This is a genomic window from Falsiroseomonas bella (genome assembly GCF_003173615.1).
GTDB lineage: Bacteria > Pseudomonadota > Alphaproteobacteria > Acetobacterales > Acetobacteraceae > Falsiroseomonas > Falsiroseomonas bella.
Genome location: NZ_QGNA01000005.1, coordinates 343,767 through 370,152, shown reverse-complemented (window position 1 = coordinate 370,152; position 26,386 = coordinate 343,767). Strand labels below are relative to the sequence as shown.

Here is a 26,386-nt window from a genome sequence, read left to right as displayed (position 1 = left end):
TGGTTTGGCCGGGGAATGGCGCTGCCGGCCGCGCCCCGTCAAGCCGCCGCGCCGCCGCGCCTCACCCCACCTCGATCCGCGCCTCCCGGACCAGCTGCGCCATCGCCTCGCGCTGCGCGACGACATAGCGCGCGAACTCGGCCGGCGGCGTGCCGAGCGGCATGGCACCGAGCGCGTCCAGCCGCTGCCGCACCGTGGCATCCGCCAGCGCGTGCCGCGCGGCCTCGTAGAGCCGGTCCGCCGCTCCCGCCGGCAGCCCCGCCGGCGCATAGAGCCCGTTCCACTCGTTCAGCTCGAAGCCCGCGAAACCCTGCTCCGCCACCGTCGGCACCTCGGGCAGGGAGGCGATGCGGCTCGCCGTGGAAACCGCCAGGGGCCGCACCCGCCCCTCCCGCGCCAATTGCAGCGAGGACGACACCGTCCCGAAGACGAAGGCGATGCTGCCGCCCATCAGGTCCGCCAGCGCCGGCGTGCCGCCGCGATAGGGCACGTGCTGGATGTCGAGCCCGGCGCGACTCACGAACAGCGCGGAAGCGAGATGCGCCGCCGTCGCATTGCCCGAGGAGCCGTAGGAAAGCTGCCCCGGCCGCGCCTTCACATAGGCCACGAAGTCCTGCAGCGTCCGCGCCGGGATCTGCGGGTTCACGATCAGGATCTGCGGCAGCACGACCACCTGGCTGATCGGCGTGAAGGCGGTGGCGTAGTCGAAGGGCAGGTTGCGCAGCAGCGCCGGATTCACCGTATGCGCCATCGCGTCGATCATGATCGTGTGCCCGTCCGGCGCGCTGCGCGCGAGCTCCGCCGCGCCGATCGAGCCGCCCGCCCCGCCGCGGTTCTCCACCACGATCTGCTGGCCGAGGACGCTGCCCATCGGCCCGGCGAGCAGGCGGGATGTCGTGTCCACCCCGCCCCCCGGCGGATAGGGCGCGATCAGCCGGATCGCGCGCGTCGGCGCCCATTGCGCCAGCGCCGGCCGCGCCAGCGACGCGGCGACCAGCGTGGCGCCGAGCGCCCTGCGGGTGATGGCGGCCATGTGGAAGCTCCTCCGTGATCTTTGCGCGCAGCATGGCCTTGCCGGGCGGTTCCCGCCAAGCCGGCGCGGGTCCACATTGCCCGCATGGCCCGCGCCCCCGACCTGTTCGGCGACACCGCGCCCGAGGCGCAGCCCGCCCCCGCCGGCCCGCGCCCGCTCGCCGATCGCCTGCGTCCGCAATCGCTCGATCAGGTGATCGGGCAGGATCACCTTCTCGGCCCCGCCGGCACCATCACGCTGATGCTCGCGCGCGGCTCGCTCTCCTCGCTGATCCTCTGGGGCCCGCCCGGCGTCGGCAAGACCACCATCGCGCGCCTGCTGGCCGAGGCCGCGGGGCTGCATTTCCATCCGCTCTCCGCGGTGTTCTCCGGAGTCGCCGACCTCAAGCGCGCCTTCGACGACGCGCGCGACCGCAGGCGCAAGGGGAGGGGCACCTTACTCTTCGTGGACGAGGTGCACCGCTTCAACCGCGCCCAGCAGGACGGTTTTTTGCCTGTTGTCGAAGACGGCACCATCACGCTGGTCGGCGCGACGACCGAAAATCCTTCCTTCGCGCTGAATGGCGCGCTGCTCTCGCGCTGCCAGGTTCTCGTGCTGAAGCGCCTCGACGACGATGCGATGGAAAGACTGCTCGCGCGCGCCGAGGAAGCCGAGCACCGCGCCCTGCCCCTGACGCAGGAAGCCCGCGCATCGCTCCGCGCCATGGCCGATGGCGACGGCCGCTACCTGCTCAACATGGCCGAGCAGTTGCTGGCGATCCCGCCCGGCGGAGAGCCGCTCGATCCCGTGGCGCTGGCGAACCTGCTCGCGAAGCGCGCCGCGCTCTACGACAAGGACCGCGAGGAGCACTTCAACCTCATCTCCGCGCTGCACAAGTCGCTGCGCGGCAGCGATCCCGACGCCGCGCTCTACTGGTTCGCGCGCATGCTCACCGGCGGCGAGGACCCGCGCTACATCGCCCGCCGCCTGACGCGCTTCGCCGCCGAGGATGTCGGCATGGCCGATCCCCGCGCACTGCCGCTCGCCATCGCGGCGTGGGAGACCTATGAACGCCTCGGCTCCCCGGAAGGCGAGCTCGCCCTGGCGCAGCTCGTCGTGCATCTCGCCACCGCGCCGAAGTCGAACGCCGTCTACGCCGCCTTCGGCGCCGCGATGCGCGCCGCGAAGGAGACCGGCAGCCTGATGCCGCCGCAGAACATCCTCAACGCGCCGACCAAGCTGATGAAGCAGCTCGGCTACGGCGAGGGCTACGAATACGACCACGACGCCGAGGAAGGCTTCTCGGGCGCGAACTACTGGCCCGAGGGCATGGACCCGCAACGCTTCTACAGCCCGACCGACCGCGGCGCCGAGCGCGCGGTCGCGGAGCGCCTGGCGGAGTGGCAACGGTTGCGCCAGGCCCGTCGCCGCCGCTGATCCCGCGCATCCGGACTTCTACGGAGGCGACATCGCCGCCTGTATCGCCACCTCCCGGCCTCGCCGCGTCGCGCCGCATGCGCACGCATGCCGCGGCGCCGTCCGAAACGGTCCAGAGGAGAAGCGACGATGCGGACGATGACGATCCTGACCGCCGCGGCGGCTGCCGCGCTGATCGGCGGCACCGCGGCCGCGCAGCCCGCGCGCGACCCGAACTACGGCCCCCATGGCCGCGGCGATCCGTTCGGGCAGGAGCAGGTGAACGACGGGCGCGGCTGGTACGAGGGCCCGATGGCTCAGTACCACGAGAACCAGCGCGGCCGCAGCTGGGAGTTCGACCGCGCCTACCGCGAGAACTTCAATCGCGGCTACCAGGCCGGCATGAACGACGAGCGCATGGCGCGCGAGCGCTACGACCGCGACCGGGCGATGCGCGACCGCGACATGGGCGGCATGGGCCGCGCCACCTTTGACGAGGCGCGCGACTATCTCGGCACGGCCCGCCGCCAGATCGACCAGGGCGACCTGCGCAGCGCCTGGGTCTCCCTCGGCCGCGCCGAGACGCGGCTGGTCACCCGCGTGGACGGCCGCGACCAGGGCGGGCAGGCCGTGACCGGCGGCGCCGTCGGCGCCATCCGGGAGGCGCGCCAGGCACTGCGCGCGCGTGACGCGGACCGCGCCGAGGACCTGACCCGCCGCGCCGAGGCGTTGGTGCGCCGCGGCTACATCGGCGAAACCGTCAGCGGCAACATGCTCTCGGGCGCCGGCGAGCCGGGCATGGGCCGGCGCTTCTACAACGAGCGCAGCGGCGGCAACTGACACGGCAGGGGCCGGGCGGGCGCGCCCCCCGGCCCCGATCAACCCACGCCGTGGCCGGAGGCCGCCGGCTCGCCCTGCGGCACCGGCCGCGGCGCGGCGCTGTGCTCCGCCACGATCTCCTCGACGGCCCGGATCAGGATCAGCAGCAGCGCCTCCTGCGCTTCCTGGAACTCGGCGAAGGTCTGCGCCTGCAATTGCGCGAGCACCTCGATCTCCACCGCCTCGCCGGTGAAGCCCACCAGCCGCGCGCGCGGCGCGCCCGCGCCGAGCTCGACAAGCGGATGGGCGGCCACCCGCTCATGCAGCCTTGCCAGCAGCGCGGCGAGGCGGGTGCGCGGGATCGTCGCCGGCAGGGAGAAGCGCTGCCCGAATAGGTAGCGCGTGCGCACGGAGACGTTGGTCACCTGCATCTTCGCGAGGTCCGCATTCGGCACCGTGGTCAGCGTGCCGTCGGCGCCGCGGATGCGCGTGGAACGCGGCCCGATCGCCTCCACCCGGCCGGACGCGCCGCCGAAGCGGATGTCGTCCCCGACGCGGAAGGGCCGGTCGGCGAAGATCGACAGGCCGCCGAACAGGTTCTCCACGGTGGACTGCGCCGCGAGCGCCAGCGCGATGCCGCCGATGGAAACACCCGCCAGCAGCCCCACCGCCGGCACGCCCAGGTCATTGGCGCCGAAGAACAGCACCGAGCCGGCGGCGATGGGCGCGCCCACCCGTGCCAGCAGGCGCAGCAGGTTGGCGTCGAAGCTGTCATCCGGCACCGCCGGGGAGGCGATCGCCGCCTCCGCCAGCACCCAGCACAGCACCCAGGCGCCCCAGGCCGCGGCGACATAGAGCATGCCGGTCGCGAGCAGCGATTCCGCATCGGCCGGCAGGCCGGTCAGCACCAGCTGCGAGACGATGAACGCATGGGCCAGCAGCGTCAGCGCGGCCATCACGGCGGGCACGGTCAGCCAAAGCAGGCGGCGGCGCAGGGGCCCCGCTCGCGCCGTCCATCGCGCCACCACGCGGCGCCACGCCAGCACCAGCGCCGCGACGAGCAGCACGATCGCAAAGGCGATCAGCACCTTCCACGCCAGCGCCCCGAGCACCCGTTCCTGCATCCAGCCCGGCAGCCGCTCCAGCTCCAGCCCGGCCAGCAGCGGCCCGGTCGCGCGCATCTGCACCTCGTGCCAGTTCGGTGCGCCGCTCGGCCGCAGCACCGGCAGCCCGATGACCTGGGCATGGAATTCCGGCAGGCGTGCCACCGTCTCGGCGGAGAACAGCCATTCCCCGGCCCGCGGGCCCTCCGCGATCCGTTCCAGGCGGATCTGGGTTCCGGGCACGCTCCAGCGCCGCGCGTCGCCGAGATTGGCGATCGCCTCGGGGCCGGGTTCCGGCAGGCGATGCAGGATGTCCGCCAGGTAGCCGAAGGCGAAGTTGCCGTCCCGCATGCGGGTCGCGGGCGCGGAGCCGCTGAGGTCCAGCAGCCCCTCGGAAATGCGCCGCAGCGCCAGGCCCAGCTGCAGTTCGCCGAGGACGGACGGGTTCTGCCGGTAGGTCTGGTACATTGTCTGCACCCGCGCCGCCTCGGCCAGGAAGGTGCGGTAGGTCGCCAGCGGGCTCGACGTGTCGAGCTCGGGCAGCAGGAGCTCGGCGGCGGGCTGGCGCAGCGGCAGCACCAGCAGCATGGCCAGCAGGACAAGACGGAGCATCGGCATCCGGCTCGCTCCGGGGTGTCGCCGGCCGCCGGGCTGGCGGCGCGGATACGCCGGACCGATCGGAGCCGAAGCTGTCGCCGGCCGCAAGCCGCGCCATAGTATCCGCTGGTCGATTCGGCGGGGCTCATGGCCCGGCATTGCGGAAGGGTGGGGCGGTGAGCGGAATTTCGCCAGGCAGCCTGGCCCTGGTGGCGCTCGGCGGCGCCGCCGGCGCGGTCGCGCGCTTCCTCGTCTCGGTGGCGGCGCTCGGCCTGCTCGGGTCGGGCTTCCCCTGGGGCACGCTTGCGGTGAACGTGCTCGGCAGCGCCGCGATCGGCATCGCCGCCGGCGCCGGGCTGGAGGGGCCGGCACGACTGCTGCTGGTCACCGGCTTCCTCGGCGGCTTCACCACCTTCTCGGCCTTCAGCCTGGAGACTGGCCTGCTCTTCGAACGCCATCCGGCGCTGGCCGCGCTCTATGTCGCGGCCTCCGTCGCGCTCGGCCTTGCCGCCTTCGCCCTGGCCTGGTGGCTGGTGCGGCGCTGATCGCCTCAACCGGAAGGCGTCGCGCGCCGGCGAGAGTTTGAACCGGCCTAGCCCTGCCAGCCGGATGGACTCGCGGCGGGCACGACAAGTAGAAACCTCGCGGCCTCCGGAGGCCCCCAATTCGACAAGGGGGCTTTTTCATGTGCGATTCGAGCGGAATAGTCCGGCTGTATTTCTTTTTTTCGGACAGGATCCGCGGAGACTGGACAGGGCCTCATGCAGAACATGGCAAAACCGGGGCAGTGACCTCCGGCGCCTCCCGCAGGGCGCGCCGTCCATGAGCGACCCGATCCTCTCCCCGGCTGGCCTCGCCGACCGCCATGTCGGCCGGCGCGTGCGGGAACGCCGCCTGCAGCGCGGCCTTTCGCTGGCCGAGATGGCGGCCGTGCTCGGCGTCTCCGCCCAGCAGGCCCGCAAATACGAGGCCGGGCTGAACGGCATTCCGGCCGCGCGCCTGCCGGTGCTGGCCGCCCTGCTCGGCGTGCCCGCCGCCTGGTTCTTCGAGGAGCTGGAGCCCGCCGCCGCGCCCTATCGCCCGCGCCTGCCGACGCGGCCGCGCATGCTGCTCGACCTGGTGCGCGCGACCGATGCGCTGCCCGACAGCCGCCTCGCCGCGCTGTGCGAGGCGGCGCGCGCCCTCGCGGCGCTGCGCGCGGCCGGGTGATGCCGGGGGCGGGTCGGTGCTACCCTCCGCCCCGCCATGTCCGTCCATCTCCGCAAGGTCGCCGCCGCCGATGGCGAGACGCGCCTCGATCGCTGGTTCCGCCGCCACTATCCCGCCCTGACCCAGGGGGCGCTGCAGAAGATGCTGCGCACCGGGCAGGTGCGGGTGGACGGCAAGCGCGCCGAGGCCAACACGCGCCTGCTGCCCGGCCAGGAGATCCGCATCCCGCCCATGCCGGATGCGCCCGCGCCCAAGGCCGCCGCGAAGCCGCTCGACCCGCGGGAGGCGAAGGCGCTCGAGGCGATGGTGATCCATCGCGACGCGGATGTGCTGGTGCTGGACAAGCCGCATGGCCTGCCGGTGCAGGGCGGGCCGGGGATCGCGAAGCACCTGGACGGCATGCTGGACGCGCTGCGCTTCGGCGCGGAGGACCGGCCGCGCCTGGTGCATCGCCTGGACCGCGACACCTCCGGCGTGCTGGTCCTCGCCCGCACCGCCGCGGCGGCCGCAAAGCTCGCCGCCGCCTTCCGCGGCCGGGACGTGCAGAAGACCTACTGGGCGGTGACGGTGGGCGAGCCGACGCCCCCCGCCGGCCGCATCGACCTGCCCCTGGTCCGCCAGGGCGGCCCGCGCGGCGAGCGCACCGCCCCGGCCGAGGACGGGGAGGGCGCCCGCGCCGTCACCGATTTCCGCATCCTCGACGCCGCCCGCCGCCGCGCCGCCTGGCTGGAGCTGAACCCGATCACCGGCCGCACCCACCAGCTGCGCGTCCACTGCGCCGAGGCCCTGGGCTGCCCGATCCTCGGCGACGGCAAGTATGGCGGCGCGGCGGCGCATATGGAGGGCCTGCCCGCCCAGTTGCACCTGCACGCCCGCGCCTTGCGTTTCCGCCATCCCGCCGGCGGCACGCTGGAGGTTTCGGCGCCCCTTCCACCCCACATGAAGGAAACCTTCGCCTTCTTCGGCTTCGAGGCGCCGCGTACGCCGAAGCCGAAGCGGAGCGCCTAGATCCCCCGCCGGGGCGAGACTTCGCTTCTGCCACGGTCCCTTGCCGACGGCGCGGATCCTCGGCCATGCTGGGCCTTGCAGGCGCAGGGGGCGGAATGATGCAATTGGTGCGGACCATGGCGCTGGCAGCCTGCCTCGGCATCGCGCCTGCGGCGGCGAAGGCGGCCATCCTCGGCTCGCTGCAAACCATCTCTCCGGCGCCTGGTTTCAGCGTCGAAGCCTTCCCTGCACTCGGATCGGGCCTGGGCAGCGTGCAAGCGCCGCTGGACCTGGTGGCGGATGCCGGGTGCCTTCCCGGCGACTTCACAGGCTTCGCCAGCGGGAGCGTCGCGCTGATCGTGCGTGGGACCTGCGCGTTTCTTACCAAGGCGAGCCTGGCCGCAAATGCCGGCGCGGTCGGGGTCGTGTTCTACAACAACACGGTGGGCGGCGTGATCCCGGATCTGCTCCAGCAGTTCAGCTTTCCGGTTGTCGCCATATCCCAGACCGATGGCCTGGCCTTCGTCAGCGGCATCGACCGCGGAACGGAGTACACGGTGCGCCTCGCCGTGCAGGAGCCGCAGGAGGTGCCCGAGCCGCTTTCCGCCGCGCTGCTGGCCACGGGTCTGCTCGGCCTTGCGGCGGCCCGTCGCCGCCCTGCGCCCGGCGCGGTCTGACGCGCGGCGCGCCGCCCGCCCGGCAGCCTCGACTCCCGGATCCCCCCGCCGCGTTGCGTGTTAGGCTCGGCGAGGGAGACCGCCGACAATGACCGAAACGCCGCGCCGCCGTCGCTGGCCCTGGATCCTGCTCGCCATCATCGTCGCGATCCCGCTTGCGGGCTTCGTCGCTCTGCGCGTCTTCGTCAGCCCCGAGGCCGTGCGCGCCCGCCTCGTCGCCGAGGTGCAGCGGGCCACCGGCCGCGAATTTGCCGTGCGCGACGTGGAACTCGGCCTCTCCCTCCGCCCCACCGTGATCCTCCGCGACGTGGCGCTCGCCAACATGCCCGGCGGCAGCCGCCCGCAGATGCTGACCGCGGAGCGCGTGGAGGTGCAGGCGGCCCTGCTGCCGCTGCTCTCCCGCCGCATCGAGATCGCCCGTATCGAGCTCGACCGCCCCGACCTGCTGCTCGAGACCACCGCCGAGGGTCGCGGCAACTGGCAGTTCCAGCCAGCCGCTGGCCCGGCCGCGCCCTCCGCGCCCGGCACCCCCTCCGCCCCCGCCCGCCCGCTCGCCCTTTCGCTCGACCGCCTGCAGGTGGAGGAGGGCCGCGTCACCTGGCGCGACGGAAGCGCGGGCACGACGGAGACCATCGGCATCCCGCGCCTGGATGCCGCCGCGCCCGACGGCGCGCCCGTCACCGCGCGCGGCACGCTGCTGCTGCGCGGCCAGGAGGTCGCGGTCACCGCCGAGACGGCGCCGCTTGCCGCCCTCGGCGGCGCCACGCAGATCCCGCTCCAGGCCACGCTCGGCGTCCTCGGCGCCGAGGCACGCATCCAGGGCAGCCTCGCCCCGGGCGGCGCCTGGCGCGCCGAGGTCGCGGCCAGCGTCCCCGAGGTCGCGCGCCTCGCGCCCCTGCTGCCGGATGCGCCGCTGCCGCCGTTGCGGGACGTGACGCTTTCCGGCCGGCTCGCCGGCAGCGGCGCCGAGCTGCGTACCGCCGAGAACCTCGCGCTCCGCCTCGGCGCCGCCGACCTCTCCGCGCTGCGCCCCGGCCTCGCCCTGACCCGGCTGGAAGCGACCGCGCCGCGCCTCGACGCCCCGCTGCAGATCACGGCCGAGGCGCGGCAGGGCGAGGTCCCGCTCAGCCTCTCCGGCACTGCCGGCACGCCCGCCCTGCTGGTCGGCGGCGCCGCCGCGCCGTTGCCGGTGGACCTGCGCCTGCAGGCCGCGGGCGCCACCGCCACCCTGCGCGGCCAGGTGCGGCAGCCGACCGCGCTCTCCGGCGTGGACCTCGCGCTCGCCGCGCGCATCCCCGACCTCGCCGCGCTGTCGCCGCTTGCCGGCACGGCGCTGCCCGCCATCCGCGACCTGACCGCCGAGGCCCGCATCGCCGAGCGCGGCGCCGGCTTCCGCGACGGCATCGCGCTGCGCGGCATCACGCTCGCCGCGCCGCCGCTGCAGGCCGCGGGCGAGCTGACGCTGGCGATCGCCGCCCGCCCCGCGCTGAACGGCCGGCTCGACGTCGCGCGCCTCGACCTCGACGCGATCCGCGCCGCCCTCCCCGCCGCCGCGCCCGCGCAGCCCGCACCGGCCCAACCCGCGCCCGCCCAGCCCGCGCCTGCCCCTGCGCCCGCCGCGCGGGATGGCCGCGTGATCCCCGACATCGCCCTGCCGGTGGATGCGCTGCGCGGCTGGGACGCCGATCTGCGCGTGACCGTCGCGACGCTGACCGCCGGCGGCGCCACCTGGCGCGACCTGCGCCTGCCGCTGAAGGTCGAGGCCGGCCGCGCCCGCATCGCGCCCTTCGCCGTGACCGGCCCGGGCGGCCAGGTGACGGGCGAGCTCGCCGCCGACGCCGCCGCGGCGACGCCGACCGTTGCCCTCACGCTCCGCGCCCCCGGCCTCGAGCTCGCCCCCCTGCAGCAGGCCCTCGGCGAGCCGGTGCGCGTCTCCGGCAAGGCCGAGCTCGACGCCGCACTCCGCGGCGCCGGCGCCGGGCTGCGCGCGGTCGCCGCGACGCTGGACGGCCATCTCGGCCTGGCGATGGTGAACGCCACGCTGGAGCCGCCGCTGATGAACCCGGTGCAGCAGGCGCTGCGCGCCCGAGTCCCGGCGCTGCCGCCGCTGCCCGACCGCCTGCCGGTGGAATGCGTCGCCCTGCGCGCCGATGCGCAGGACGGCACGCTGCGCATCGGCACGCTGCTGGCGGATGCCCCGGCCGCGAAGGTCGCCGGCAGCGGCACCATCAACCTGGCCGACGAAACCCTCGCGCTGCGCCTGCTGCACGATGTCCGCGCCGCCGGCGCCGAGATCCGCGTCGCGGCCGATCTCGGCGGCACGCTCGCCGCCCCCGCCTATGGCGGCGTGCAGGTGCGCAACGCGGTCGCCGCCGCCGCCGGCGCGCTGGCGGGCCGCGTCGGCGGCGATCTCGGCCAGGTGCTCGGCGCCATCGCCAACCAGCCCGGCGCGCGGCCCGATCCGCTGCCCGATTGCGCCACGGCGCTGCGTGCGGCGCGTGGCGGGCGCGAGGGCGCCGTGCCCGCCGCCCGCCCGGCCGAGCCCCAACAGGCCGCGCCGCAGCAACCCGCGCCGCAGCAGCCCGCGCCGCAACCTCCCGCCATCCCCGGCGTGCCGCCCCAGCTCCAGGGCCCGGCCAGCGACCTGCTGCGCGGCCTGCTGCGCCGCTGACCCTTCCCCAAACCGCGCGCGGGGCTTAGCTCTGCAAGGCATGGGAGGGTGGCGATGGACCTGAACCGCGTGCTTGGAGCCCTGCTGCAAGGGGCCGCGCAGCCGCCGCGGCGGCGCACGACCCGCCGCAGCACCAGCAGCGGCGGCACGCTCGGCGCGCTGCTCGGCGGCGGCAGCAGCCGCAGCGCCGAGGCCCGCGCCGCCCGCGCGATCGGCGCGCTCGCCGCCGGCGCCCTCGCCGGCTGGATGCGCGGCAGCCAGCAGGCGCCCGAGCCACCGCCCGCCCGCGCCCCGTCCCGCCCGGCCCCCCGCGACGTCGCCCCACCGCCGCGCGACGTCTCCGCCCCCGCCCGCCGCATCCCCGACACCGGCGCCTCGCCCTGGTCCGCCAAGCCGCCCCCGGCCCCGCCGGAGCCCGAAGGCCCCGACGCCGAGGAGGCCGAGGCCCTGCTCATGGTCCGCGCCATGATCGCCGCCGCGAAATCCGACGGCGCCGTGGACGCCGCCGAGCGCGCCGCCATCGCGGGCCAGCTCGACGCCGCCGGCCTCTCGCCCGAGGAGCGCGACTTCGTCCTCAACGATTTCGACCGCCCGCTGACGCCCGAGGCCCTGGCGAAGGAGGCGCGCGACCCGATGCTCCGCGCGCGTCTCTACGCCGCCGCCTTCGCCGCCTGCGGCGATGTCACCCCCGCCGAGCGCGCCTGGCTCGACGCGCTCGCCAAGGCGATGCGGCTCGACAAGGCCGCCGCCGCCGCCATCGAGGAACGGCTTTCCGCATGACCGACGACCTGCTCACCCAGGAACAGCGCGCGCTGCGCGACCGCGCCCGCGAAGTGGCGCAGGAGGCCGCCGCCCAGGCCGCGGAAACCGACCGCTCCGGCCAGTATCCCTGGCCGATGGTGAAGCGCATGACCGAGGCCGGCTTCATGGGCCTGACCATCCCCGCCGAATGGGGCGGCGGCGGCGGATCGGTGATGGATGCCGCCCTCGTCGTCGAGGAATTCTCCAAGGCCTGCGCCGTCTGCGGCCGCATCGCGGTCGAGGCCAACATGGGCGCGGTCGGCGCGATCATGGCCTATGGCACGCCCGCCCAGAAGAAGCTCGCCGCCGGCCTGGTCCGCGCCGGCGACAAGCCCGCCATCTGCATCACCGAGCCCGGCGCCGGCTCCGCCGCCACCGAGATGACCACCACCGCCGTGCGCAAGGGCGACCGCTGGATCATCAACGGCCGCAAGACCTGGATCACCGGCGGCGGCGTCTCCCGCCTGCACCTGATCTTCGCCCGCGCCATCGAGGACGGCGAGTTCCGCGGCATCGGCGGTTTCATCGTCGCCCGCAACGGGGAAGGGGACCCGCCGGGCCTGATCGTCTCCCGCCGAATCCCCTCCCTCGGCCTCTGCGGCATGCCCGAGGCCGAGCTGGAATTCCGCGACCTCGAAGTGCCGGACGAGATGGTCCTGCGCGCCCCCGGCGGTTTCGCGCGCGGCTTCGCCCGCCTGATCGACGCCTATAACGGCCAGCGCGTCGGCGCCGCGACCGTCGCGATGGGGCTCGCCGCCGGCGCGCTCGACCACGCGCTGTCCCGCGCCAACACCCGCCGCCAGTTCGGCCGCCCGATCGCGGAGTTCCAGGGCCTCGGCTGGATGCTCGCCGACATGTCCATCGAGGTGGAGGCATCGCGCGCCCTGATCCACCGCGCCGCCCGCAGCGCCGGCCCCGCCGGCTTCCCCGACCGCCTCGCCGCCGCGCAGGCAAAGGTCTTCGCCAGCGAGATGGCGATCCGCGTGACGAACAACGCCCTGCAGGTCTGGGGCGCCGAGGGCTATTCGAAGGACAACCCCGTCGAGCGCTACCTCCGCGACGCGCGGATGTTCGCCATCGCCGGCGGCACCGCCCAGGTGCTGCGCACCCAGGTCGCCGAGCAGATCCTGGGGCGCAAGCTGCCCCAGACCCGCGACGGCTGGCTGAAGCTGATCGCCGAGGAAGGCGCCGCCGGCAAACTCGCCGCCGACTGACGTTTTCGCTCATCCCCGAAGCCCTCTCCACCCACAGGGGGGAGAGGGTTGGGTGAGGGGGGCTCCCAGGATCGTGGCCTCTCTTGCAGACCGCCGCACCCCCGGAAGGGCTCCGCCCTCCCGAACCCACCCGCCGAGGGGCAGCGGCCCCTCGGAACCCATTCCTCGACGCCCCCTACTCGGCCGCACCTGCCATTGCCCGCCGGGACCGTTCCGGCCACATTCGCCCGCAACGCTCTGGGAGAGATCGGATATGCCACTTGGTCGCATCGCTGGCGCGGCGATGGCCGCAGCCGCGGCGCTTGGGATCGTCGTCGCCGGCGCCGCCCCCGCCCGGGCGGCCTTTCTCTACACGCTGACCGAGCAGGGCAGCGACGTGGTCCTCTCCGGCAGCGGGACGCTGAAGCTGGGCGCGCTGACCAAAGGCATCGCCGCCAACCTCACCAACACGCTCTGGCCCAGCTTCGGCATCGTCATGCGCGGCGGCTCTACGCAGGACACCTATACCGGCATCACCGGCCCAACCAGCTTCGGGCCCGGACCCAACACCACCGTCGGCACCGCCAGCGGCGATCTCGTCGCGATCTGCTGCTTCAGCACGCGCTTCCTCGCCGTGCCCACGGGCTATGTGTCGGGCGATCCGCTCTCCGCCACCGTCACCTTCGCCAACACGACCCTCGCCGCGCTCGGCGCGACGCCCGGCACCTATGTCTGGAGCTGGGGCCGGGGCGAGACGGAAGACAGCCTGACGCTGCGGATCGGCGCCGTCGCCGTGCCCGAGCCCGCCTCAGCCCTTTTGCTCGGCGCCGGCCTGCTCGGCCTCGCCGGCGCGGCCCGTCGTCGCGACGCAAGCACCGCCTGAGCTGCGGCTGAGACGCCGGGAGGGCGCCGCCCTCCCGTCAGAAGGTCCAGAACAGCTGCGCCTGCAGCGTCGTCCAGTTCGAGGCGCCGCCGCCCGTCGCCGCGCGCAGCGCCTCGCCCGGCTGCGCGACGCCCGCGATCCCCATGAAGAACAGCCGCTCGTTGAGCGGCATGCGCAGCACCAGCTGCCATTCCTGCCCGAGATCGCGCGAGGCGAGTTGCGACAGCGCCGGGTTGGCGCCGAGATTGTTCAGCTCCAGCGCGCGGTTCAGGTACCAGTCGAGGGTGAGGTTCGTCCCCTCCCACGGTGACACGTTCAGCCGCACGCGATGCACCGCGCGGTTCCCCTGCGTCAGCAGCTTGCCCATTGTGACGCCCTGCAGCCATTCATCCAGGCCGCCGGAATAGAGCGTGTCGAAGCGCTCGTAGCGCGCGGTCGCGGGATCGTCGCCGCTGAAGGCGGCGTAGCGATAGGAGAGGCTCGGCGTCCAGGGCAGCTGGCGCGCGATGTAGCCAAGCTGCGCGAAGCCCGCCCAGGCCGACATCGGGAAGTTCTCGTTCGACTGATGCGCCAGCGCGCCCTCCACCCACACGCCCGGCAGGATGGCGGGATCCGCCCAGCGTCCGCGCGCGGCCAGCGTCAGCAGCCCCTGCTGCCCGCCCGGCGAGGGCCCGTTCGGCACGGCATAGTGCGTGCCCGAGCTCGGCACGTAGATCGCGTTCACCGCCGCATGGCTGTGCGTGTCGAAATTGTAGCGCAGCGCACTGCCGAGCAGCTGCGTGCTGGGCAGGATCGCGACGCTGTTGTTCGGCTCCAGCCAGAAGCCGTTGAACACCCAGTTGCCCCAATGCGCGTTGACCAGCGCCGCCTGGTCCGCCGCGGTGCGCGGCGAGAGATAGACGCCGGGCAGCCAGCCCGCATTCAGCCGCTGCGTGAAGCGCGCGACCAGGAAGCCGTCATCCAGCGTGAAGGGCTGCTTCCCGAAGGAGGCATTGACGCGCAGGTCGCTGTCGGAAGGCGCCCAGATCACCCCGGCATAGGCGCGGCTGAGCTCGTTGGTGGATCGCGTGTCGTCGCGGAAGATGTCGCGCCCCGCCGAGATCGCCGCGACTCCCGTGACCGCGCCATAGGCATAGACATCGCTGTCCAGGATCCGCGTCGCGGCGCCCATGCCGTATTCCGCATAGGTCTCGCCCCAGCTCGCGCGCGCGCCGGTGCCCGCGCCGAGCGGCGGGGTCGTCACCAGCGGGCTGCCGCGCGTGAAGGCCTGCGGCCGGCCGAGCCAGGGATTGCCTTCCGAGAACAGGCCGGCGCCGCCATTGGCGATGAAGCTCACCAGGCTGCGCTCGTCGCGCCAGAGCGTCGGGAAGCGGTCGAGCCCCTCGCCCGCCAGGATGCCGGAGGGACCGCCCGGCGCACCCGCCTCCGCCGCGACGCGCAGCGTCACCGTCAGGCTGCGCGTCGTGTTGTCCACGGCCAGCCGGAAGGACGCGTCGCGCACGCCCGGCAGCCCGCGCACGCGGCCGAGCGCCGCCTGCGCCAGGACGGGATCGAAGGGCAGGCCCGGCGAGAGGCCGAAGGCGCGCCGCACCGCCGCTTCCAGCGCGCTGCGCTGCCCGGGATCGGCCGGGCCGCCCTTGAGCTCCACCCGCACCGCGCCGATCGTCGCGCCGATCGCCAGCGCCGGCACGGCAGCCGTGCCCGGACCGCCGAGGCCGGTCGCGTTGCCGCCGCCCGCCGCCTGCCCCTGCGCCGCCGCCTGCCCCGGCGCCGCGAGCGCCAGCAGCAGGACCGCGCCGAGAAGCCTCCGCCTCAATGCCCCAGCAGGCGCACCACGCTGCCGCCGCCATGCACGTTGATGGTCTGTCCGCTGACCCAGCCGCCCGCGGGGGAGGCGAGCCACAGCATCGCATTCGCGACATCCTCCGGCGTGCCGGGGCGTCCCGTCAGCGTGTCGGGATGCATCATGCGCTGCTGCGTCGCCTCGTCGATCCCGGCGGCGGCGTAGCCCTCGGTGATCACCGTGCCGATCAGCACGGAGTTCACGCGCACCTTCTTCGCCAGCGCATGCGCCAGGCTGACCATCAGCTGGTTCAGCGCCGCCTTCGCCGTGCCATAGGCGAGGATGTCGTAGGCCGGGACGGCGGAGGAGAAGGAGCCGGAATTGATCACCGCCGCGTTCTTCGCCTTCAGCAGGTGCGGCACGCAGGCGGCCGTCATGCGATAGGCGCTGATCGTGTTGAGCTTGTAGCTGTCGATCATCTGCTGCTCGGTCACCGCCAGCGGATCGGGGTTCACGCCGCCCCAGCCGACGTTGTTGACGAGCGTGGAGAGCCCGCCGAAGGCCGCGACCGCGGCCGCGACCGTCGCCTGGATGTCGCCCTCCTGCGTCACGTCGCAGGCCATGCCGCGCACATCCCGGCCGGTCTCCGCCGCGATGCCCTTCGCCGTCTCGGCGGCCTTGTCGCCATGCAGGTCGGCGATCAGCACCTTCGCGCCGGCGCCGGCGAAGGCGCGCGCGATGCCCGCACCGATGTTCTGCGCGCCGCCCGTGACGATCACGGCGTGGCCATCCATGCGGAAGGCGGCAAGCGGGTCATAGGCCATCGTCGTCTCTCTCCCTGTCGTTCCGGCGGTCCGATGCGGCGCCGCGTCAATCCAATTCCTGCACGCCGCCGCCGCTGACGGTCAGCACCTGCCCGCTGATCCAGGTCGCGAGCGGCGAGCACAGGAACAGCACGGCGTTCGCGATGTCCGATGCCTCGCCGAGGCGCCCCATCGGCGTGTGCTTCAGCATCGCCGTCTCGATCTCGGGCGTGAGCACGGAGGCGAGCGCGGCGGTCTTGATCGCGCCCGGCGCGATCGCGTTGACGCGGATGCCCATCGGCCCGAGGTCGAAGGCGATGTTGCGCGTCAGGTGGTTCACCGCCGCCTTGGACGAGGAATAGGACGCCATCCGCTTGTTCGTGTTCTCCCCCGCCATGGAGGAGATGTTCACGATCGCCCCGCCGCCCGCCGCCTTCATGTGCGGTGCGGCGAGCTGGCACAGCCGGAACACCGAGTAGACGTTCAGGCGATAGGCCCAGTCGAAGTCGGACATCGGCATCTCGAAGGGCTTGGGCCCGCCGCCGCCGGCGTTGTTGACCAGGATGTCGAGGCGTCCGAAGCGCGCGATCGCCTGTTCGACCAGCGACACCAGCGCGGCCTCCTGCGTGACGTCGCAGGCGAGCCCGAGCGCCTGGCCGCCCGCGGCGCGGATCGCCGCGGCGGTCTCCTCGGCGGTTTCCGCCTTGAGGTCGCTGACGACGACAGCCGCGCCGGCCTTGGCAAGGGTCTCGGCGCTCGCCCGCCCGATGCCGGCCCCGGCCCCGGTCACCACCGCCACCTGGCCATCCAGCCGCATTTCCACTGCCACGGCGCGCTCCTCTTTGCGTGCCCGCTTCGTTTGCCGCGCGAGGATGGGGGTGAACAGGTGAAGGGTGCCCGGATTGGGCACAGGCTTGGGGCAGGTGCCGGCCCGCGGCATGCTGCCGGCATGGGAGAGACGCCGCAGACCGACCTGCCCGAGGAGGAGGAAGCCTTCATCCGTGCCTATGGCGAAGGCTTCGCGCTGTATCACCACGCCTGGTCGGTGTTCTTCGTCAGCCACATGGGCGATCTGCGGCGGCACTTCGGCGACCTGGACGAGGCGCTGCTGCTGGCCGCCTTCGGCCTCGGCCCGGTCGCGGACAAGCGGCGCGCGGCCGGGCGCAACCGCGATGCGCTGGCCCTGGGCGGGCGCGCGGTCAGCGAGGGCGTGACGAACGCGAAGCGCTTGGCGGACGTCACCGGCATCCCGCGCGAGACCGTCCGTCGCAAGCTGGAGCGGTTCCGCGCGCGCGGCTGGGTGGAGCAGGACACGGACGGCACCTGGCGGCTCAGCCTGGATGCGGACGGCAAGGCGCGCGTCGCGGAAGCCTTGGGGCCGCTGCACGGCGCGTTCCTGCGACGGCTTGCGCGGCTCGTTGTTGAGTTCGCGCGGCTTGAGCAGCCGTGACCCGGCCGGGGCCGCTGCACCGCCGGCTCGCGCGATGCTCCGCTTCGGGGCGACACGGGATCGGAGCCGCCTTGCAGGCCTGAAGCGCCGAGGGCTATTCCAAGGACAACCCCGTCGAGCGCTCCCTGCGCGACGCCCGCATGTTCGCCATCGCCGGTGGCACCGCCCAGGTCCTCCGCACCAAGGTCGCCGAGCAGATCCTGGGCCGCAAGTTGCCCCAGACCCGCGACGGCTGGCTGAATCTGATCGCCAAGGAAGGCGCTGCGGGGAGACTGGCGGCGCACCGACTTCCTCCCACTCCGCACCTTCTTGTTGTTCTCTCGATTGTGGCGCGCCGATGCCCAACTGCACTCATGATGTCCTGCTTTTCGAGCCCAGGACAGGCTCGCCATATCAAGACATAAATATTGACGTATCTATCACGAAGATGCGAGCGTTTCGCCTGCATCGGCTACGGGCGGGCGCAGATGGACAGCACGAACGTGATTTCTCCAGAACGGGCCTGGACGGATCAGATTTCGAAGATATGGGATCTGGAGGGTCAGAAGGTCGAAGTCCAAATCATTGCGAACCTTGGCCTTTGGACCAGACGCGTCGATATAGCATCGAAGCCCGAACACTTTCTGCTCGTTTCGCTCAAAGGGAGTACAGTCACACCAAGTCTCTCCGGTAAGCTGATCTACGACGAGACTGATAAGCGGGGCTGGTACACCGATTCAGTGGAAGTGGAGATATACTTCGACAACCCGAATGGCCTGATTCGTGTTGATGACAGCCCGGAAACATCCGGTATGGTGTGTTCCGCAACAACTACAACGTCAATAGATTTCAACATGGGGACAGGATTTTTCGGTGAAACCTCAACTGGTAACGTATCTGCCTCCGGAAGCATAAGTAGTTCTTGGACGGAAAGCCTCGAGGATTTTCGATTTGTTCGGGTTGCCAGTGACATCAAGGTGCATCACGTCCTGCAACTCTCAGCCGTAAAGGGCGGCGTCTACAATACGCCCACGGATTTGATTGATCCTACTCAATTTTTTTCTGATGTGTTTTCCGGCCATCTTCCCGGCAAGCTTAAGGAACTCCCGGCCCGCGCAACGAGCAGCATAGGGCTTGTGTCGCAGGCCTTGTTCAAGTCCTCTCGCGAGATGAGCGGAACGCGGGAGTTGAGAATAGAAATAAAATATCATCTGAGTTGCGTCGAAAAGACATTCCAGGGCGTTCGTGTGCTGGCTTCGCCAAAGATGACAACCATAGCTGCTCAATTATACAGCCCTATCGACTTCGGTGCCGTTGATTGACAGGAGTGCTTCATGCCCCGTGATCCTGACGGACGGCTCGGCTTTCCCTTTACATCGAAGGAAGCCCAGTACCTCTGGGCATGCTATTGGGAGAATGTGCCGCCCTGGCAATACGATGCCCCGCCCGCTCCGAGCAACGCACTCCAGGTTTATGAGGCCGCCGTTGCGGCATGGCGCACCACCTGCGAAGAACGCAACCTTCGCTGTCGCGACGACCTTTTCGAAGCTGCACGCAGCGCGCTCAGTATGTGGGCGGCTGCACCGCCGCCGGCACGCGGCCAGATTGCCGTCGCCGCCGCCAAGGCGATCTATGATGCCGCAAAGGGCCAATCGGAGTTGCTCACCGGCTCGCGGGGCCTCGCCTTCAAGCACATGGTCGTGGCCAATGCGCGTGTGCTCGAGACGCTTGTCGTCTCTCTCGAATGCATCTCCGCGCCTGACCCCAACCTCGCGCGTGCAGTCTGGACCTTCGCGAGAGACGCGCCTTACGGTCGCCCTGGCGGCAACAGCGACATCCCGAAATACTGGCGCGAAAAGATCGACGAACTCCGATCGGAATTCCAACGGTCGCGCCTGAAGGACAGCCCGGAGGTCAAGGCGGCGCTCGCCGCGGCCGACGCGCTCGGCCCGGCGCTGACGTCGTTGCATGCCGCGTTCGGTGCGAAGCACCTGGATGGGCTTGCGCGCGAGCTCGTTGGGACCCGTGACAAGGTCGCGGAACTGGCAGCCGCAGTAAGAGCGCTTCCTCGCGCGGCCCTTCAGGATGCCGGACCCATCAGGGACGCGTTCGACAATGCGCTCGCTGAGGTGATCGGGATGACGTGGACGCGCCTGGATCAGACCTACCGGGAGTCCCTGCCGCGCGCGGCTGTCCTCCGCGGCTCTACGACGATCGGCGGTCATCGGGCTGGGGGGGAGGCAGGCGGAAGCGGGACAGGATTCTTCACCGCTGAACCTGACGCTGATACGCCGCCGGCTGAGCCCCCCGCCGTACCTCCGCCAGTACACGTCGATCCGTCGCACGTTGACCCGGCGCGGCTTGATCCGTCCCGTGAGGGAGAGCACGGCCTCTAGGGGTCGCTATCGCTCCTTAACGCCTGCTGGCTTTCGCATCGGCCCCAGCGCCCTCAATGGCGACAACGCCGAGCGTGAGCTTGAATTAGGATTATTTACCTTGATTTTCTTGCGAGCGCCGTGCGACGCTTCCCACCATGTCCCTCTACCAACGCCTCCCCCACCGCCGCGCCGCCCCCCACGCCTGGTCTCCGCTGACCGACGCCGAATGGTCCCGCCTCGAACCCCTCGTCACGCCCCGCAACCCGGGCCGCCCCACCGATCGCCGCCGCCTCTGGGACGCCATCTTCTGGGTCGCCTGCTCCCGCAAACCCTGGCGCGAACTGCCCGAACACCTGGGCAAGCCGGACACCGCCCACCGTGCCCTCCGCCGCGTCGGCCAGGCCGGAATCTTTCCTATGTTGCTCCTGCTCGTCTCGGATGACCGCGACCTCGGCGGGTGGGAGGCGCTGCGCTGGCGCATCTGCCGCGCCGTCCGCCGCATCGCGAAGCTGCTGCCGCTCGCCGTCACCCTCATGGCCAACCGCCTCGGCCTGCGGGATGCCTTGCCCTGCGCCCCCGAAAAACTCCCCTGGCCGGCTTTGTCCGAAAACATCCGCCGCATCGCCCCGCTGATACAAAGCCCGACTCTCTTCGCCACCGTCGCGGCCGAGCTGCGCCTCCTCCACCGCCTCCGCGCCGGCGATTTCCGGGCGTGGCGCCGCTTCGAATGACCCGGCCCGCCGCATCACTAGGACAGGGACTCTGCCTCAGCCGCGCGCCGCGCTATGCTGAGCCAGCCCAGTCACAAACCAAACCCGAGGCGGCGTCCATGAGCACCGGCGCGTTCCCGATCACCCGCACCCAGGCCCCGAAGGCGAAGCCCGCCGATGACAGCCTGGCCTTTGGCAAGGTGCTCACGGACCACATGTTCCTGATGAACTACGACGAGGGCCGCGGCTGGCACTCGCCGCGCATCGAGCCCTATGGCCCGCTCTCCCTCGATCCCGCGACCTCCGTCCTGCACTACGGCCAGGCGATCTTCGACGGCCTCAAGGCCTTCCGGGGCGAGGACGGCCGCATCCGCCTCTTTCGCGCCGACCGCCATGCGGAGCGCCTGAACCGCTCCGCCCGCATCATGTCCATGCCGGAGATGCCGGTGGACCTCGTGCGCCAAAGCTTCGACGCGCTGGTGGGCGTGGATCACGACTGGGTGCCGCGCAAGGCCGGCACCTCGCTCTATCTGCGCCCCACCGTGATCGCGACCGACGTGATGCTCGGCGTGCATCCGGCGCACAGCTACCTCTATTTCCTGATCCTCTCGCCGGTGGGCAGCTACTACAAGGAAGGCGTGAAGCCGGTGCGCATCCTGGCCTCGGACCGGCATGTGCGCGCCGTGAAGGGCGGCACCGGGGAGGCGAAGACGGCGGCCAACTACGCCCAGAGCCTTTCGGGCCAGCAGGACGCCGCGGCGCAGGGCTACACCCAGGTGCTCTACCTCGATGCGGTGGAGCGGAAATGGCTGGATGAGGTGGGCACCATGAACATCATGGTGCGCATCGGGGATGAGGTGATCACGCCCCCGCTCGCCGGCACCATCCTCGATGGCGTCACGCGCAACTCCACGATCCAGCTCATGCGCGACTGGGGCCTGAAGGTCACCGAGCGCCCGATCTCGATCGAGGAGGTGATGGCCGCTGGCGAGGCCGGCACGCTGAAGGAGATGTGGGGCACCGGCACCGCCGCGGTGGTCTCGCCGGTCGGCACCCTCGGCTACAAGGGCCGCGACGTGCTGATCAATGGCGGCGAGACCGGCGAGTTGACGCGCCGGCTGTATGACGCCGTCGTCGGCATCCAGTATGGCCGCACCAACGACCCGCATGGCTGGACCAGCCTGGTCCCCGTCGCCGGTTGACACCCCGGCCCCCGCCCCCTATCTCGCGCCGCTCGAAAGGCCATTCCCATGAAGATCCGCAACTCGCTCAAGACCGCGAAGACCCGCGACAAGAACTGCTTCCTGGTGCGTCGCCGGGGGCGGGTCTACGTGCTGAACAAGAAGAACCCCCGCCTGAAGGCCCGCCAGGGCTAAGGCTGCTGGCCGGGCTCGCCCGGCCGCCTGCTTGGGTTCGTTCCGCCGCGCCGGGCGTTCCGGCGCGGTTTTTTGCGTCGCCTTGCCGCCTCGCCGCCGCGCCGCCATCTTCGCCTGCATGATCGCCCTGCCCGAGCCACGTCCCGAGATTCTCGCCCGCCGCGCGGAGATTATCGCCGCGCTCGGGAAGATCGTCCCCGGCGAGGGCATGATCGGGGAGGAGCTGCGCCTCAAGCCCTATGAGACGGACGGCCTCACCGCCTACCGTCAGGTCCCGCTCGCGGTGGTGCTGCCGACCAGCACCGAGCAGGTCGCGGCCGTGATGCGCTACTGCCACGAAAACGGGATCCGCGTGGTCCCCCGCGGCGCCGGCACCAGCCTCTCGGGCGGCGCGCTGCCGCTGGCGGATGCGGTGGTGATCGGCCTGATGCGCATGAACCGCATCCTGGAGATCGACTTCGAGGACCGCCTGGCGGTGGTGGAGGCCGGCGTCACCAACCTCGGCATCACCAAGGCCGTGGAGGGCGAGGGCTTCTTCTACGCCCCCGACCCGTCCTCCCAGCTCGCCTGCATGATCGGCGGCAACGTGAACATGAACTCGGGCGGCGCCCACTGCCTGAAATACGGCGTCACGGCGAACAACATGCTCGGCCTGAAATTCGTCACGCCGCAGGGCGAGATCGTGGAGCTCGGCGGCGGCCATCTCGACGCCGCGGGCTATGACTGGCTCGGCCTGCTCACCGGCAGCGAGGGGCAGCTCGGCATCGTCACGGAGGTGACCGTGCGCATCCTGCGCGCCGCGGAAGGCGCGCGCGCCATGCTTGCCGCCTTCAAGGGCACGGAGATCGCCGGCGCCGCGGTGGATGCGATCATCGGCAGCGGCATCATCCCCGTCGCGCTGGAATTCATGGACCGGCCCTGCATCCATGCCTGCGAGGCCTTCGCGCATGCCGGCTACCCGCTGGATGCCGAGGCGATGCTGATCATCGAGGTCGAGGGCAGCGTCGCCGAGCAGGACGCGCTGCTGGAACGCATCAAGCAGATATGCCAGCGCTTCGACCCGATCAGCCTGAAGGTCGCGCAGACGGCCGAGGAATCCATCGCGATCTGGAAGGGCCGCAAGGGCGCCTTCGGCGCGGTCGGGCGCATCTCGCCCGACTATCTCTGCATGGACGGCACCATCCCGACCGGCGAGCTGCCCTTCGTGCTCAAGCGTATCGGCGAGATGAGCACGCAATACGGCCTGCAGGTGGCCAACGTCTTCCACGCCGGCGACGGCAACCTGCATCCGCTCATCATGTTCGACGCCAACGATCCCGAGAGCTTCCGCAAGGCGGAAAACTTCGGCGCCGACATCCTGAAGCTCTGCGTCGAGGTCGGCGGCTGCCTCACGGGCGAGCACGGCGTCGGCGTGGAGAAGCGCGACCTGATGACGGCGCAGTTCGCGCCGCATGAGCTCGACCAGCAGCGCGCCATCAAGTCGGCCTTCGATCCCGCCTGGCTGCTCAACCCGCACAAGGTCTTCCCGCTGCGGGACGCGGCCTGATCCCGTGGCGAAGCAGCGCTTCCTGCTCGCCGCGCCGGCCGGCGAAGACCGCGCGGCGTTCCGCGCGCGGCTGCTGGCCGGGACCGCGCCCGCGCTGCGCGATGCCGTGCCGGCGCTCGCCGCGCTCTCGCTCGACCTGGTGGACGCGACGCCCGCCATGCCGCCCTGGCAGCGCCCGGGCGAGCCCGCGGCCCCTTCCGGCGCACCCGACTTCGACGCGGTCTTCGACTGCTGGGGCGATGACGCCGCGCTGGACGCCGCACGCGCCTTCCTCGGCGACCTGCCGCGCGTCGCGGTGCGCGTGGAGGAGACCGTCGAGAAGGACGAGCTGCCCCGCCCCATCGGCCGCGCGCCGGGCGTGAAGTTCCTCTCGCTGATGACCTTCCAGCCCGACCTGCCGGAGGCTGCCGCGCGGCGCCTCTGGGCGCATCACGCGCCACTGGCGAAGCGCGTGCACATCGGCATGGCGCGCTATGTGCGCGACTGGGTGGTGGACGGCTCCGCCGGCTTCCACGGCATCGCCGAGCTGCACTTCCCCTCGGTCGAGGCGATGACGACCCGCTGGTTCGACAGCGAGGCCGGCCGTGCCGCCATCGCGCATGACGTCGGCCACTTCCTGCTGCGCGCGACGCGGCTCTACACCACCGAGCATGTGCTGAAGGCGGCGGCATGAATCCGCTGCGCCTCCTCCTGTTGCCGTGGCAGGCGCTCGCGGTGTTCAGCGCCGCGAAGAGCTTCGCCCACCCCGTCATCGGGTCGTCCTGGCTGAATGCGCGCGGGCTGCATGTGTGGCGCACCCGGCTGGCGATGCGCCTCGCCGAGGGCCGCCGCCGTCGCCTCGCACATCTCGTCTCGCCCGCGGACCGCGCTGCCTTCGCGCGCGACGGCTTCGTGGAGAAGCGCGGCTTCCTGCCGCCGGAGGCCTTCGCGGCGCTCCGCGCCGAAGTTGCCGCTCTGCCCGCTGCCTCGCGCGAGATGCGCGAGGGCGATGCGGTGACGCGGCGCATCCCGCTGACGCCCGCGGTGCTGTCGCGCAACCCGGGACTGGCGGCGCTGCTCGACCATCCGGATTGGCGCGGCCTGACGCGCTTCGTCGCAAGCTCCGGCGCCGAGCCGATGGTCGCGGTTCAGACCATCCTCTCCCACGCCGTGCCGGGCGAGGCCGATCCGCAGACCTCGCTGCACATGGACACATTCCATCCGACCATGAAGGCCTGGTTCTTCCTGCACGACGTCGCCGAAAGCGATGGCCCGCTGACCTATGTCCCTGGCTCCCACCGCCTCACCCGCCGGCGGCTCGCCTGGCAGCGGGCCGAGAGCCGGCGCGCGGCGGCGCGGCGCTCGGGGGGGGCGTTTCGGCTGCGGCCGGCGATGCTGCCGCGCCTCGGCCTGCCGCCGGCCCGCCGCTTCGCCGTGCCGGCAAACACGCTGGTGGTGGCCGACACCTTCGGCCTGCATGCCCGCGGCGACAGCGCCACCGCCTCCATCCGGGTGGAGATCTACGCCACGGGCCGGCCAAGCCCCTTCCGCCACTTCGCCGGCGCGCCGCTGGAGCGGCTTGTGCCGGCGATCCGCCGCCGCAAGGTGCTGCTGCAGTGGTGGCTGCAGGACATCCTGGCCCCGCTCGGCCTGCTGCGCCCGGTCTGGCGGCCGGCGCCGCGTGGTGCCTTCGACCGCATGGAGGCCCGCGACCGCATGGAGGCCCGGCAATGAGCGCCGATCTCGCCCCCGCCGACGAGGCCGGCATCGCCGAGGCGATTGCCGCCGCCGCCGCCGCGCGGGAGCCGCTGGCCATCGAGGGCCGCGGCACCAAGCGCGCGCTGCTGCGCCCGGTGCAGGCGGCGCGCACCCTCTCGGCGCGCAACCTCACCGGCATCACGCTCTATCGCCCGACGGAGCTCGTGATCTCCGCCCGCGCCGGCACGCCGCTGGATGAGATCGAGGCTGCGCTGGCCGAGAAGGGCCAGGCGCTGGCGCCGGAGCCGCCGGACACGCGCGCGCTGTTCGGCGTGGCGGAAGGGGCGACGATCGGCGGCGTGGTCGCGACCAACCTTTCTGGGCCGCGGCGGATCAGCGCGGGCGCGATCCGCGACCACCTGCTCGGCATCCGCTTCGTCAACGGCGCGGGCGAGGTGATCCATTCGGGCGGGCGCGTGCTGAAGAACGTCACGGGCCTCGATCTCTGCAAGCTGCTCGCCGGCAGCCACGGCACGCTCGGCGTGCTGACGGAGGTGACGCTGAAGGTGCTGCCGGCGCCCGAAGCCTCGGCCAGCATCGGCGTGCGCGTGGCGGATGTCGCGACCGGGGTGAAGGCGCTGAGCGCCGGCCTCGGCAGCCCCTATGGCGTGAGCGGCGCGGCACTGATCCCGGCCTTCTGCGGCCCGGACGGCCCGGCCAACCACGTGGCCTTCCTGCGCCTCGAGGATTTTTCCGACTCCGTTGCCTATCGGTCCGGACGCCTTGCGGAGGATCTGGCGCGCTTCGGCGATGTGCGCGTGCTGGAAGATGGCGAATCGCGCGACCTGTGGGGCTCCATCCGCGATGCCGGCCCGCTCGGCGCTGCGCCCGAGGAAGCCATCTGGCGCATCTCCGTACGGCCTTCGGCGGGGCCGGGCGTGGTCGCGGCGATGGCGCAGGCCGGGGCGCGCTGCCTTCTGGACTGGGGCGGCGGGCTGGTGTGGATCGCCGGCGCGGCGACGGCTTCGCGGCATGCGGCGGTGATGGATGTGGCGACGTCCGCCGGCGGCACCTTCACCCTGTTCCGCGCCCCCGAGCCGCTGCGCGCGGCCGTCGCCGTGCTGCCCGAGGAACCGCCCGCGCTGGCCGTGATCGGCGCGCGGGTGAAGGCGGCGCTGGACCCTGCGGGCGTGCTCAATCCGGGGCGGATGCGGGCCGGCTGATCAAGTGGTCTATGGCGCCGGGCGGGGCCGTGTGGCCTCGCGCCCGGCGCCATGTCCAGGCCGGAATCGGCCCGGGTAACCGGCGGGCGGCTT

At 72.2% G+C, this 26,386-nt stretch carries 25 protein-coding genes and 1 pseudogene; 21 read left to right on the top strand and 5 right to left on the bottom strand.

Annotation, left to right across the window (positions count from 1 at the left end; genetic code table 11):
• Positions 1 to 61: 61 nt before the first annotated feature.
• On the bottom strand, positions 62 to 1,033 hold the full coding sequence (locus DFH01_RS22360) for a Bug family tripartite tricarboxylate transporter substrate binding protein (RefSeq protein ID WP_109872711.1): 972 nt from the start codon (positions 1,031 to 1,033) through the stop codon (positions 62 to 64).
• A gap of 84 nt (positions 1,034 to 1,117) precedes the next feature.
• On the opposite strand from DFH01_RS22360, the gene DFH01_RS22355 reads away from it, so the two are divergent.
• Both DFH01_RS22355 and DFH01_RS22350 read left to right on the top strand, forming a co-directional pair.
• Positions 1,118 to 2,449 (top strand): replication-associated recombination protein A, encoded by a 1,332-nt coding sequence (locus DFH01_RS22355; RefSeq protein WP_109872710.1) that lies wholly within the window; start codon positions 1,118 to 1,120, stop codon positions 2,447 to 2,449.
• 129 nt (positions 2,450 to 2,578) lie between these two features.
• Positions 2,579 to 3,268: a hypothetical protein gene (locus DFH01_RS22350; protein ID WP_109872709.1), complete on the top strand. Its 690-nt coding sequence runs from the start codon at positions 2,579 to 2,581 to the stop codon at positions 3,266 to 3,268.
• 38 nt (positions 3,269 to 3,306) lie between these two features.
• Here DFH01_RS22350 and DFH01_RS22345 read toward each other — a convergent pair whose 3' ends face one another.
• Positions 3,307 to 4,962 carry a mechanosensitive ion channel family protein gene (locus DFH01_RS22345; RefSeq protein WP_158287863.1) on the bottom strand — a complete coding sequence of 552 codons (1,656 nt, stop codon included), beginning with the start codon at positions 4,960 to 4,962 and terminating at the stop codon, positions 3,307 to 3,309.
• 161 nt (positions 4,963 to 5,123) lie between these two features.
• Between DFH01_RS22345 and DFH01_RS22340 the strand changes: the two genes are divergently transcribed.
• From DFH01_RS22340 to DFH01_RS22305, 8 genes are all read left to right on the top strand, one after another.
• Positions 5,124 to 5,492 carry a fluoride efflux transporter FluC gene (locus DFH01_RS22340; protein ID WP_109872707.1) on the top strand — a complete coding sequence of 123 codons (369 nt, stop codon included), beginning with the start codon at positions 5,124 to 5,126 and terminating at the stop codon, positions 5,490 to 5,492.
• A 277-nt stretch (positions 5,493 to 5,769) separates the two neighbouring features.
• A complete protein-coding gene (locus DFH01_RS28320; protein ID WP_158287862.1) occupies positions 5,770 to 6,156 on the top strand; it encodes a helix-turn-helix domain-containing protein in 387 nt (128 codons plus the stop codon).
• Positions 6,157 to 6,192: 36 nt separating this feature from the next.
• Positions 6,193 to 7,164 (top strand): RluA family pseudouridine synthase, encoded by a 972-nt coding sequence (locus tag DFH01_RS22330; protein WP_109872705.1) that lies wholly within the window; start codon positions 6,193 to 6,195, stop codon positions 7,162 to 7,164.
• Positions 7,165 to 7,229: 65 nt separating this feature from the next.
• On the top strand, positions 7,230 to 7,820 hold the full coding sequence (locus DFH01_RS22325; RefSeq protein WP_109872939.1) for a PA domain-containing protein: 591 nt from the start codon (positions 7,230 to 7,232) through the stop codon (positions 7,818 to 7,820).
• Positions 7,821 to 7,908: 88 nt separating this feature from the next.
• Positions 7,909 to 10,491, top strand: a complete 2,583-nt coding sequence (locus tag DFH01_RS22320; RefSeq protein WP_109872704.1) for an AsmA family protein — start codon at positions 7,909 to 7,911, stop codon at positions 10,489 to 10,491.
• Positions 10,492 to 10,545: 54 nt separating this feature from the next.
• Positions 10,546 to 11,271 carry a DUF533 domain-containing protein gene (locus tag DFH01_RS22315; RefSeq protein ID WP_109872703.1) on the top strand — a complete coding sequence of 242 codons (726 nt, stop codon included), beginning with the start codon at positions 10,546 to 10,548 and terminating at the stop codon, positions 11,269 to 11,271.
• The gene (acdA, locus tag DFH01_RS22310) at positions 11,268 to 12,506 is read left to right on the top strand and encodes a 3-sulfinopropanoyl-CoA desulfinase (RefSeq protein ID WP_109872702.1); all 1,239 of its coding nucleotides are present in this window, start codon (positions 11,268 to 11,270) and stop codon (positions 12,504 to 12,506) included. The genes DFH01_RS22315 and acdA overlap by 4 nt, the downstream gene beginning before the upstream one ends.
• 253 nt (positions 12,507 to 12,759) lie before the next feature.
• The gene (locus DFH01_RS22305) at positions 12,760 to 13,368 is read left to right on the top strand and encodes a VPLPA-CTERM sorting domain-containing protein (protein WP_109872701.1); all 609 of its coding nucleotides are present in this window, start codon (positions 12,760 to 12,762) and stop codon (positions 13,366 to 13,368) included.
• 37 nt (positions 13,369 to 13,405) lie between these two features.
• On the opposite strand, the gene DFH01_RS22300 is transcribed toward DFH01_RS22305, so the two are convergent.
• Genes DFH01_RS22300 through hdhA form a run of 3 tightly spaced genes read right to left on the bottom strand, consistent with a single transcriptional unit; the run spans position 13,406 to position 16,783 of the window.
• Positions 13,406 to 15,184, bottom strand: coding sequence for an alginate export family protein (locus DFH01_RS22300; protein WP_109872700.1), 1,779 nt, complete (start codon positions 15,182 to 15,184; stop codon positions 13,406 to 13,408).
• Positions 15,181 to 15,975, bottom strand: coding sequence for an SDR family oxidoreductase (locus tag DFH01_RS22295; RefSeq protein ID WP_109872699.1), 795 nt, complete (start codon positions 15,973 to 15,975; stop codon positions 15,181 to 15,183). Before DFH01_RS22295 ends, DFH01_RS22300 begins: the two co-directional genes overlap by 4 nt.
• Positions 15,976 to 16,021: 46 nt before the next feature.
• Positions 16,022 to 16,783: a 7-alpha-hydroxysteroid dehydrogenase gene (hdhA, locus tag DFH01_RS22290; protein WP_199231349.1), complete on the bottom strand. Its 762-nt coding sequence runs from the start codon at positions 16,781 to 16,783 to the stop codon at positions 16,022 to 16,024.
• Positions 16,784 to 16,903: 120 nt separating this feature from the next.
• Here hdhA and DFH01_RS22285 point away from each other — a divergent pair, with 120 nt between their 5' ends.
• The 11 genes and pseudogenes from DFH01_RS22285 (at position 16,904) to glcE (ending at position 26,293) form a co-directional block, all read left to right on the top strand.
• Positions 16,904 to 17,404 (top strand): hypothetical protein, encoded by a 501-nt coding sequence (locus DFH01_RS22285; protein ID WP_109872697.1) that lies wholly within the window; start codon positions 16,904 to 16,906, stop codon positions 17,402 to 17,404.
• 98 nt (positions 17,405 to 17,502) lie between these two features.
• Positions 17,503 to 17,808: pseudogene (locus DFH01_RS22280) on the top strand (acyl-CoA dehydrogenase family protein); the annotation flags it as partial.
• Between the two features lie 63 nt (positions 17,809 to 17,871).
• Positions 17,872 to 18,705 (top strand): hypothetical protein, encoded by an 834-nt coding sequence (locus tag DFH01_RS27905; protein WP_146217120.1) that lies wholly within the window; start codon positions 17,872 to 17,874, stop codon positions 18,703 to 18,705.
• Between the two features lie 12 nt (positions 18,706 to 18,717).
• Positions 18,718 to 19,779 carry a hypothetical protein gene (locus DFH01_RS22275; RefSeq protein ID WP_146217119.1) on the top strand — a complete coding sequence of 354 codons (1,062 nt, stop codon included), beginning with the start codon at positions 18,718 to 18,720 and terminating at the stop codon, positions 19,777 to 19,779.
• 137 nt (positions 19,780 to 19,916) lie between these two features.
• On the top strand, positions 19,917 to 20,492 hold the full coding sequence (locus DFH01_RS22270; RefSeq protein WP_109872695.1) for a transposase: 576 nt from the start codon (positions 19,917 to 19,919) through the stop codon (positions 20,490 to 20,492).
• Between the two features lie 98 nt (positions 20,493 to 20,590).
• Positions 20,591 to 21,673 (top strand): branched-chain amino acid aminotransferase, encoded by a 1,083-nt coding sequence (locus DFH01_RS22265; protein ID WP_109872694.1) that lies wholly within the window; start codon positions 20,591 to 20,593, stop codon positions 21,671 to 21,673.
• 48 nt (positions 21,674 to 21,721) lie between these two features.
• Positions 21,722 to 21,847: a type B 50S ribosomal protein L36 gene (ykgO, locus tag DFH01_RS22260; protein WP_109872693.1), complete on the top strand. Its 126-nt coding sequence runs from the start codon at positions 21,722 to 21,724 to the stop codon at positions 21,845 to 21,847.
• Positions 21,848 to 21,965: 118 nt separating this feature from the next.
• Complete coding sequence (locus DFH01_RS22255; RefSeq protein WP_109872938.1) at positions 21,966 to 23,393, top strand: FAD-linked oxidase C-terminal domain-containing protein; 1,428 nt, start codon at positions 21,966 to 21,968, stop codon at positions 23,391 to 23,393.
• A gap of 4 nt (positions 23,394 to 23,397) precedes the next feature.
• Positions 23,398 to 24,066 (top strand): EthD domain-containing protein, encoded by a 669-nt coding sequence (locus DFH01_RS22250; RefSeq protein ID WP_109872692.1) that lies wholly within the window; start codon positions 23,398 to 23,400, stop codon positions 24,064 to 24,066.
• Positions 24,063 to 25,106 carry a phytanoyl-CoA dioxygenase family protein gene (locus tag DFH01_RS22245; protein ID WP_109872691.1) on the top strand — a complete coding sequence of 348 codons (1,044 nt, stop codon included), beginning with the start codon at positions 24,063 to 24,065 and terminating at the stop codon, positions 25,104 to 25,106. Before DFH01_RS22250 ends, DFH01_RS22245 begins: the two co-directional genes overlap by 4 nt.
• Positions 25,103 to 26,293 carry a glycolate oxidase subunit GlcE gene (glcE, locus tag DFH01_RS22240; protein WP_109872690.1) on the top strand — a complete coding sequence of 397 codons (1,191 nt, stop codon included), beginning with the start codon at positions 25,103 to 25,105 and terminating at the stop codon, positions 26,291 to 26,293. Before DFH01_RS22245 ends, glcE begins: the two co-directional genes overlap by 4 nt.
• Positions 26,294 to 26,386 lie beyond the last annotated feature (93 nt).

What these genes read in the sequence shown, in the direction of transcription:
- DFH01_RS22360 (WP_109872711.1), bottom strand. Translation starts at nt 1,033, where the DNA reads ATGGCCGCCATCACCCGCAGGGCGCTCGGCGCCACGCTGGTCGCCGCG.
- DFH01_RS22355 (WP_109872710.1), top strand. Translation starts at nt 1,118, where the DNA reads ATGGCCCGCGCCCCCGACCTGTTCGGCGACACCGCGCCCGAGGCGCAG.
- DFH01_RS22350 (WP_109872709.1), top strand. Translation starts at nt 2,579, where the DNA reads ATGCGGACGATGACGATCCTGACCGCCGCGGCGGCTGCCGCGCTGATC.
- DFH01_RS22345 (WP_158287863.1), bottom strand. Translation starts at nt 4,962, where the DNA reads ATGCTCCGTCTTGTCCTGCTGGCCATGCTGCTGGTGCTGCCGCTGCGC.
- DFH01_RS28320 (WP_158287862.1), top strand. Translation starts at nt 5,770, where the DNA reads ATGAGCGACCCGATCCTCTCCCCGGCTGGCCTCGCCGACCGCCATGTC.
- DFH01_RS22330 (WP_109872705.1), top strand. Translation starts at nt 6,193, where the DNA reads ATGTCCGTCCATCTCCGCAAGGTCGCCGCCGCCGATGGCGAGACGCGC.
- DFH01_RS22325 (WP_109872939.1), top strand. Translation starts at nt 7,230, where the DNA reads ATGCTGGGCCTTGCAGGCGCAGGGGGCGGAATGATGCAATTGGTGCGG.
- DFH01_RS22320 (WP_109872704.1), top strand. Translation starts at nt 7,909, where the DNA reads ATGACCGAAACGCCGCGCCGCCGTCGCTGGCCCTGGATCCTGCTCGCC.
- DFH01_RS22315 (WP_109872703.1), top strand. Translation starts at nt 10,546, where the DNA reads ATGGACCTGAACCGCGTGCTTGGAGCCCTGCTGCAAGGGGCCGCGCAG.
- acdA (WP_109872702.1), top strand. Translation starts at nt 11,268, where the DNA reads ATGACCGACGACCTGCTCACCCAGGAACAGCGCGCGCTGCGCGACCGC.
- DFH01_RS22305 (WP_109872701.1), top strand. Translation starts at nt 12,760, where the DNA reads ATGCCACTTGGTCGCATCGCTGGCGCGGCGATGGCCGCAGCCGCGGCG.
- DFH01_RS22295 (WP_109872699.1), bottom strand. Translation starts at nt 15,975, where the DNA reads ATGGCCTATGACCCGCTTGCCGCCTTCCGCATGGATGGCCACGCCGTG.
- DFH01_RS22285 (WP_109872697.1), top strand. Translation starts at nt 16,904, where the DNA reads ATGGGAGAGACGCCGCAGACCGACCTGCCCGAGGAGGAGGAAGCCTTC.
- DFH01_RS27905 (WP_146217120.1), top strand. Translation starts at nt 17,872, where the DNA reads ATGGACAGCACGAACGTGATTTCTCCAGAACGGGCCTGGACGGATCAG.
- DFH01_RS22275 (WP_146217119.1), top strand. Translation starts at nt 18,718, where the DNA reads ATGCCCCGTGATCCTGACGGACGGCTCGGCTTTCCCTTTACATCGAAG.
- DFH01_RS22270 (WP_109872695.1), top strand. Translation starts at nt 19,917, where the DNA reads ATGTCCCTCTACCAACGCCTCCCCCACCGCCGCGCCGCCCCCCACGCC.
- DFH01_RS22265 (WP_109872694.1), top strand. Translation starts at nt 20,591, where the DNA reads ATGAGCACCGGCGCGTTCCCGATCACCCGCACCCAGGCCCCGAAGGCG.
- ykgO (WP_109872693.1), top strand. Translation starts at nt 21,722, where the DNA reads ATGAAGATCCGCAACTCGCTCAAGACCGCGAAGACCCGCGACAAGAAC.
- DFH01_RS22255 (WP_109872938.1), top strand. Translation starts at nt 21,966, where the DNA reads ATGATCGCCCTGCCCGAGCCACGTCCCGAGATTCTCGCCCGCCGCGCG.
- DFH01_RS22245 (WP_109872691.1), top strand. Translation starts at nt 24,063, where the DNA reads ATGAATCCGCTGCGCCTCCTCCTGTTGCCGTGGCAGGCGCTCGCGGTG.
- glcE (WP_109872690.1), top strand. Translation starts at nt 25,103, where the DNA reads ATGAGCGCCGATCTCGCCCCCGCCGACGAGGCCGGCATCGCCGAGGCG.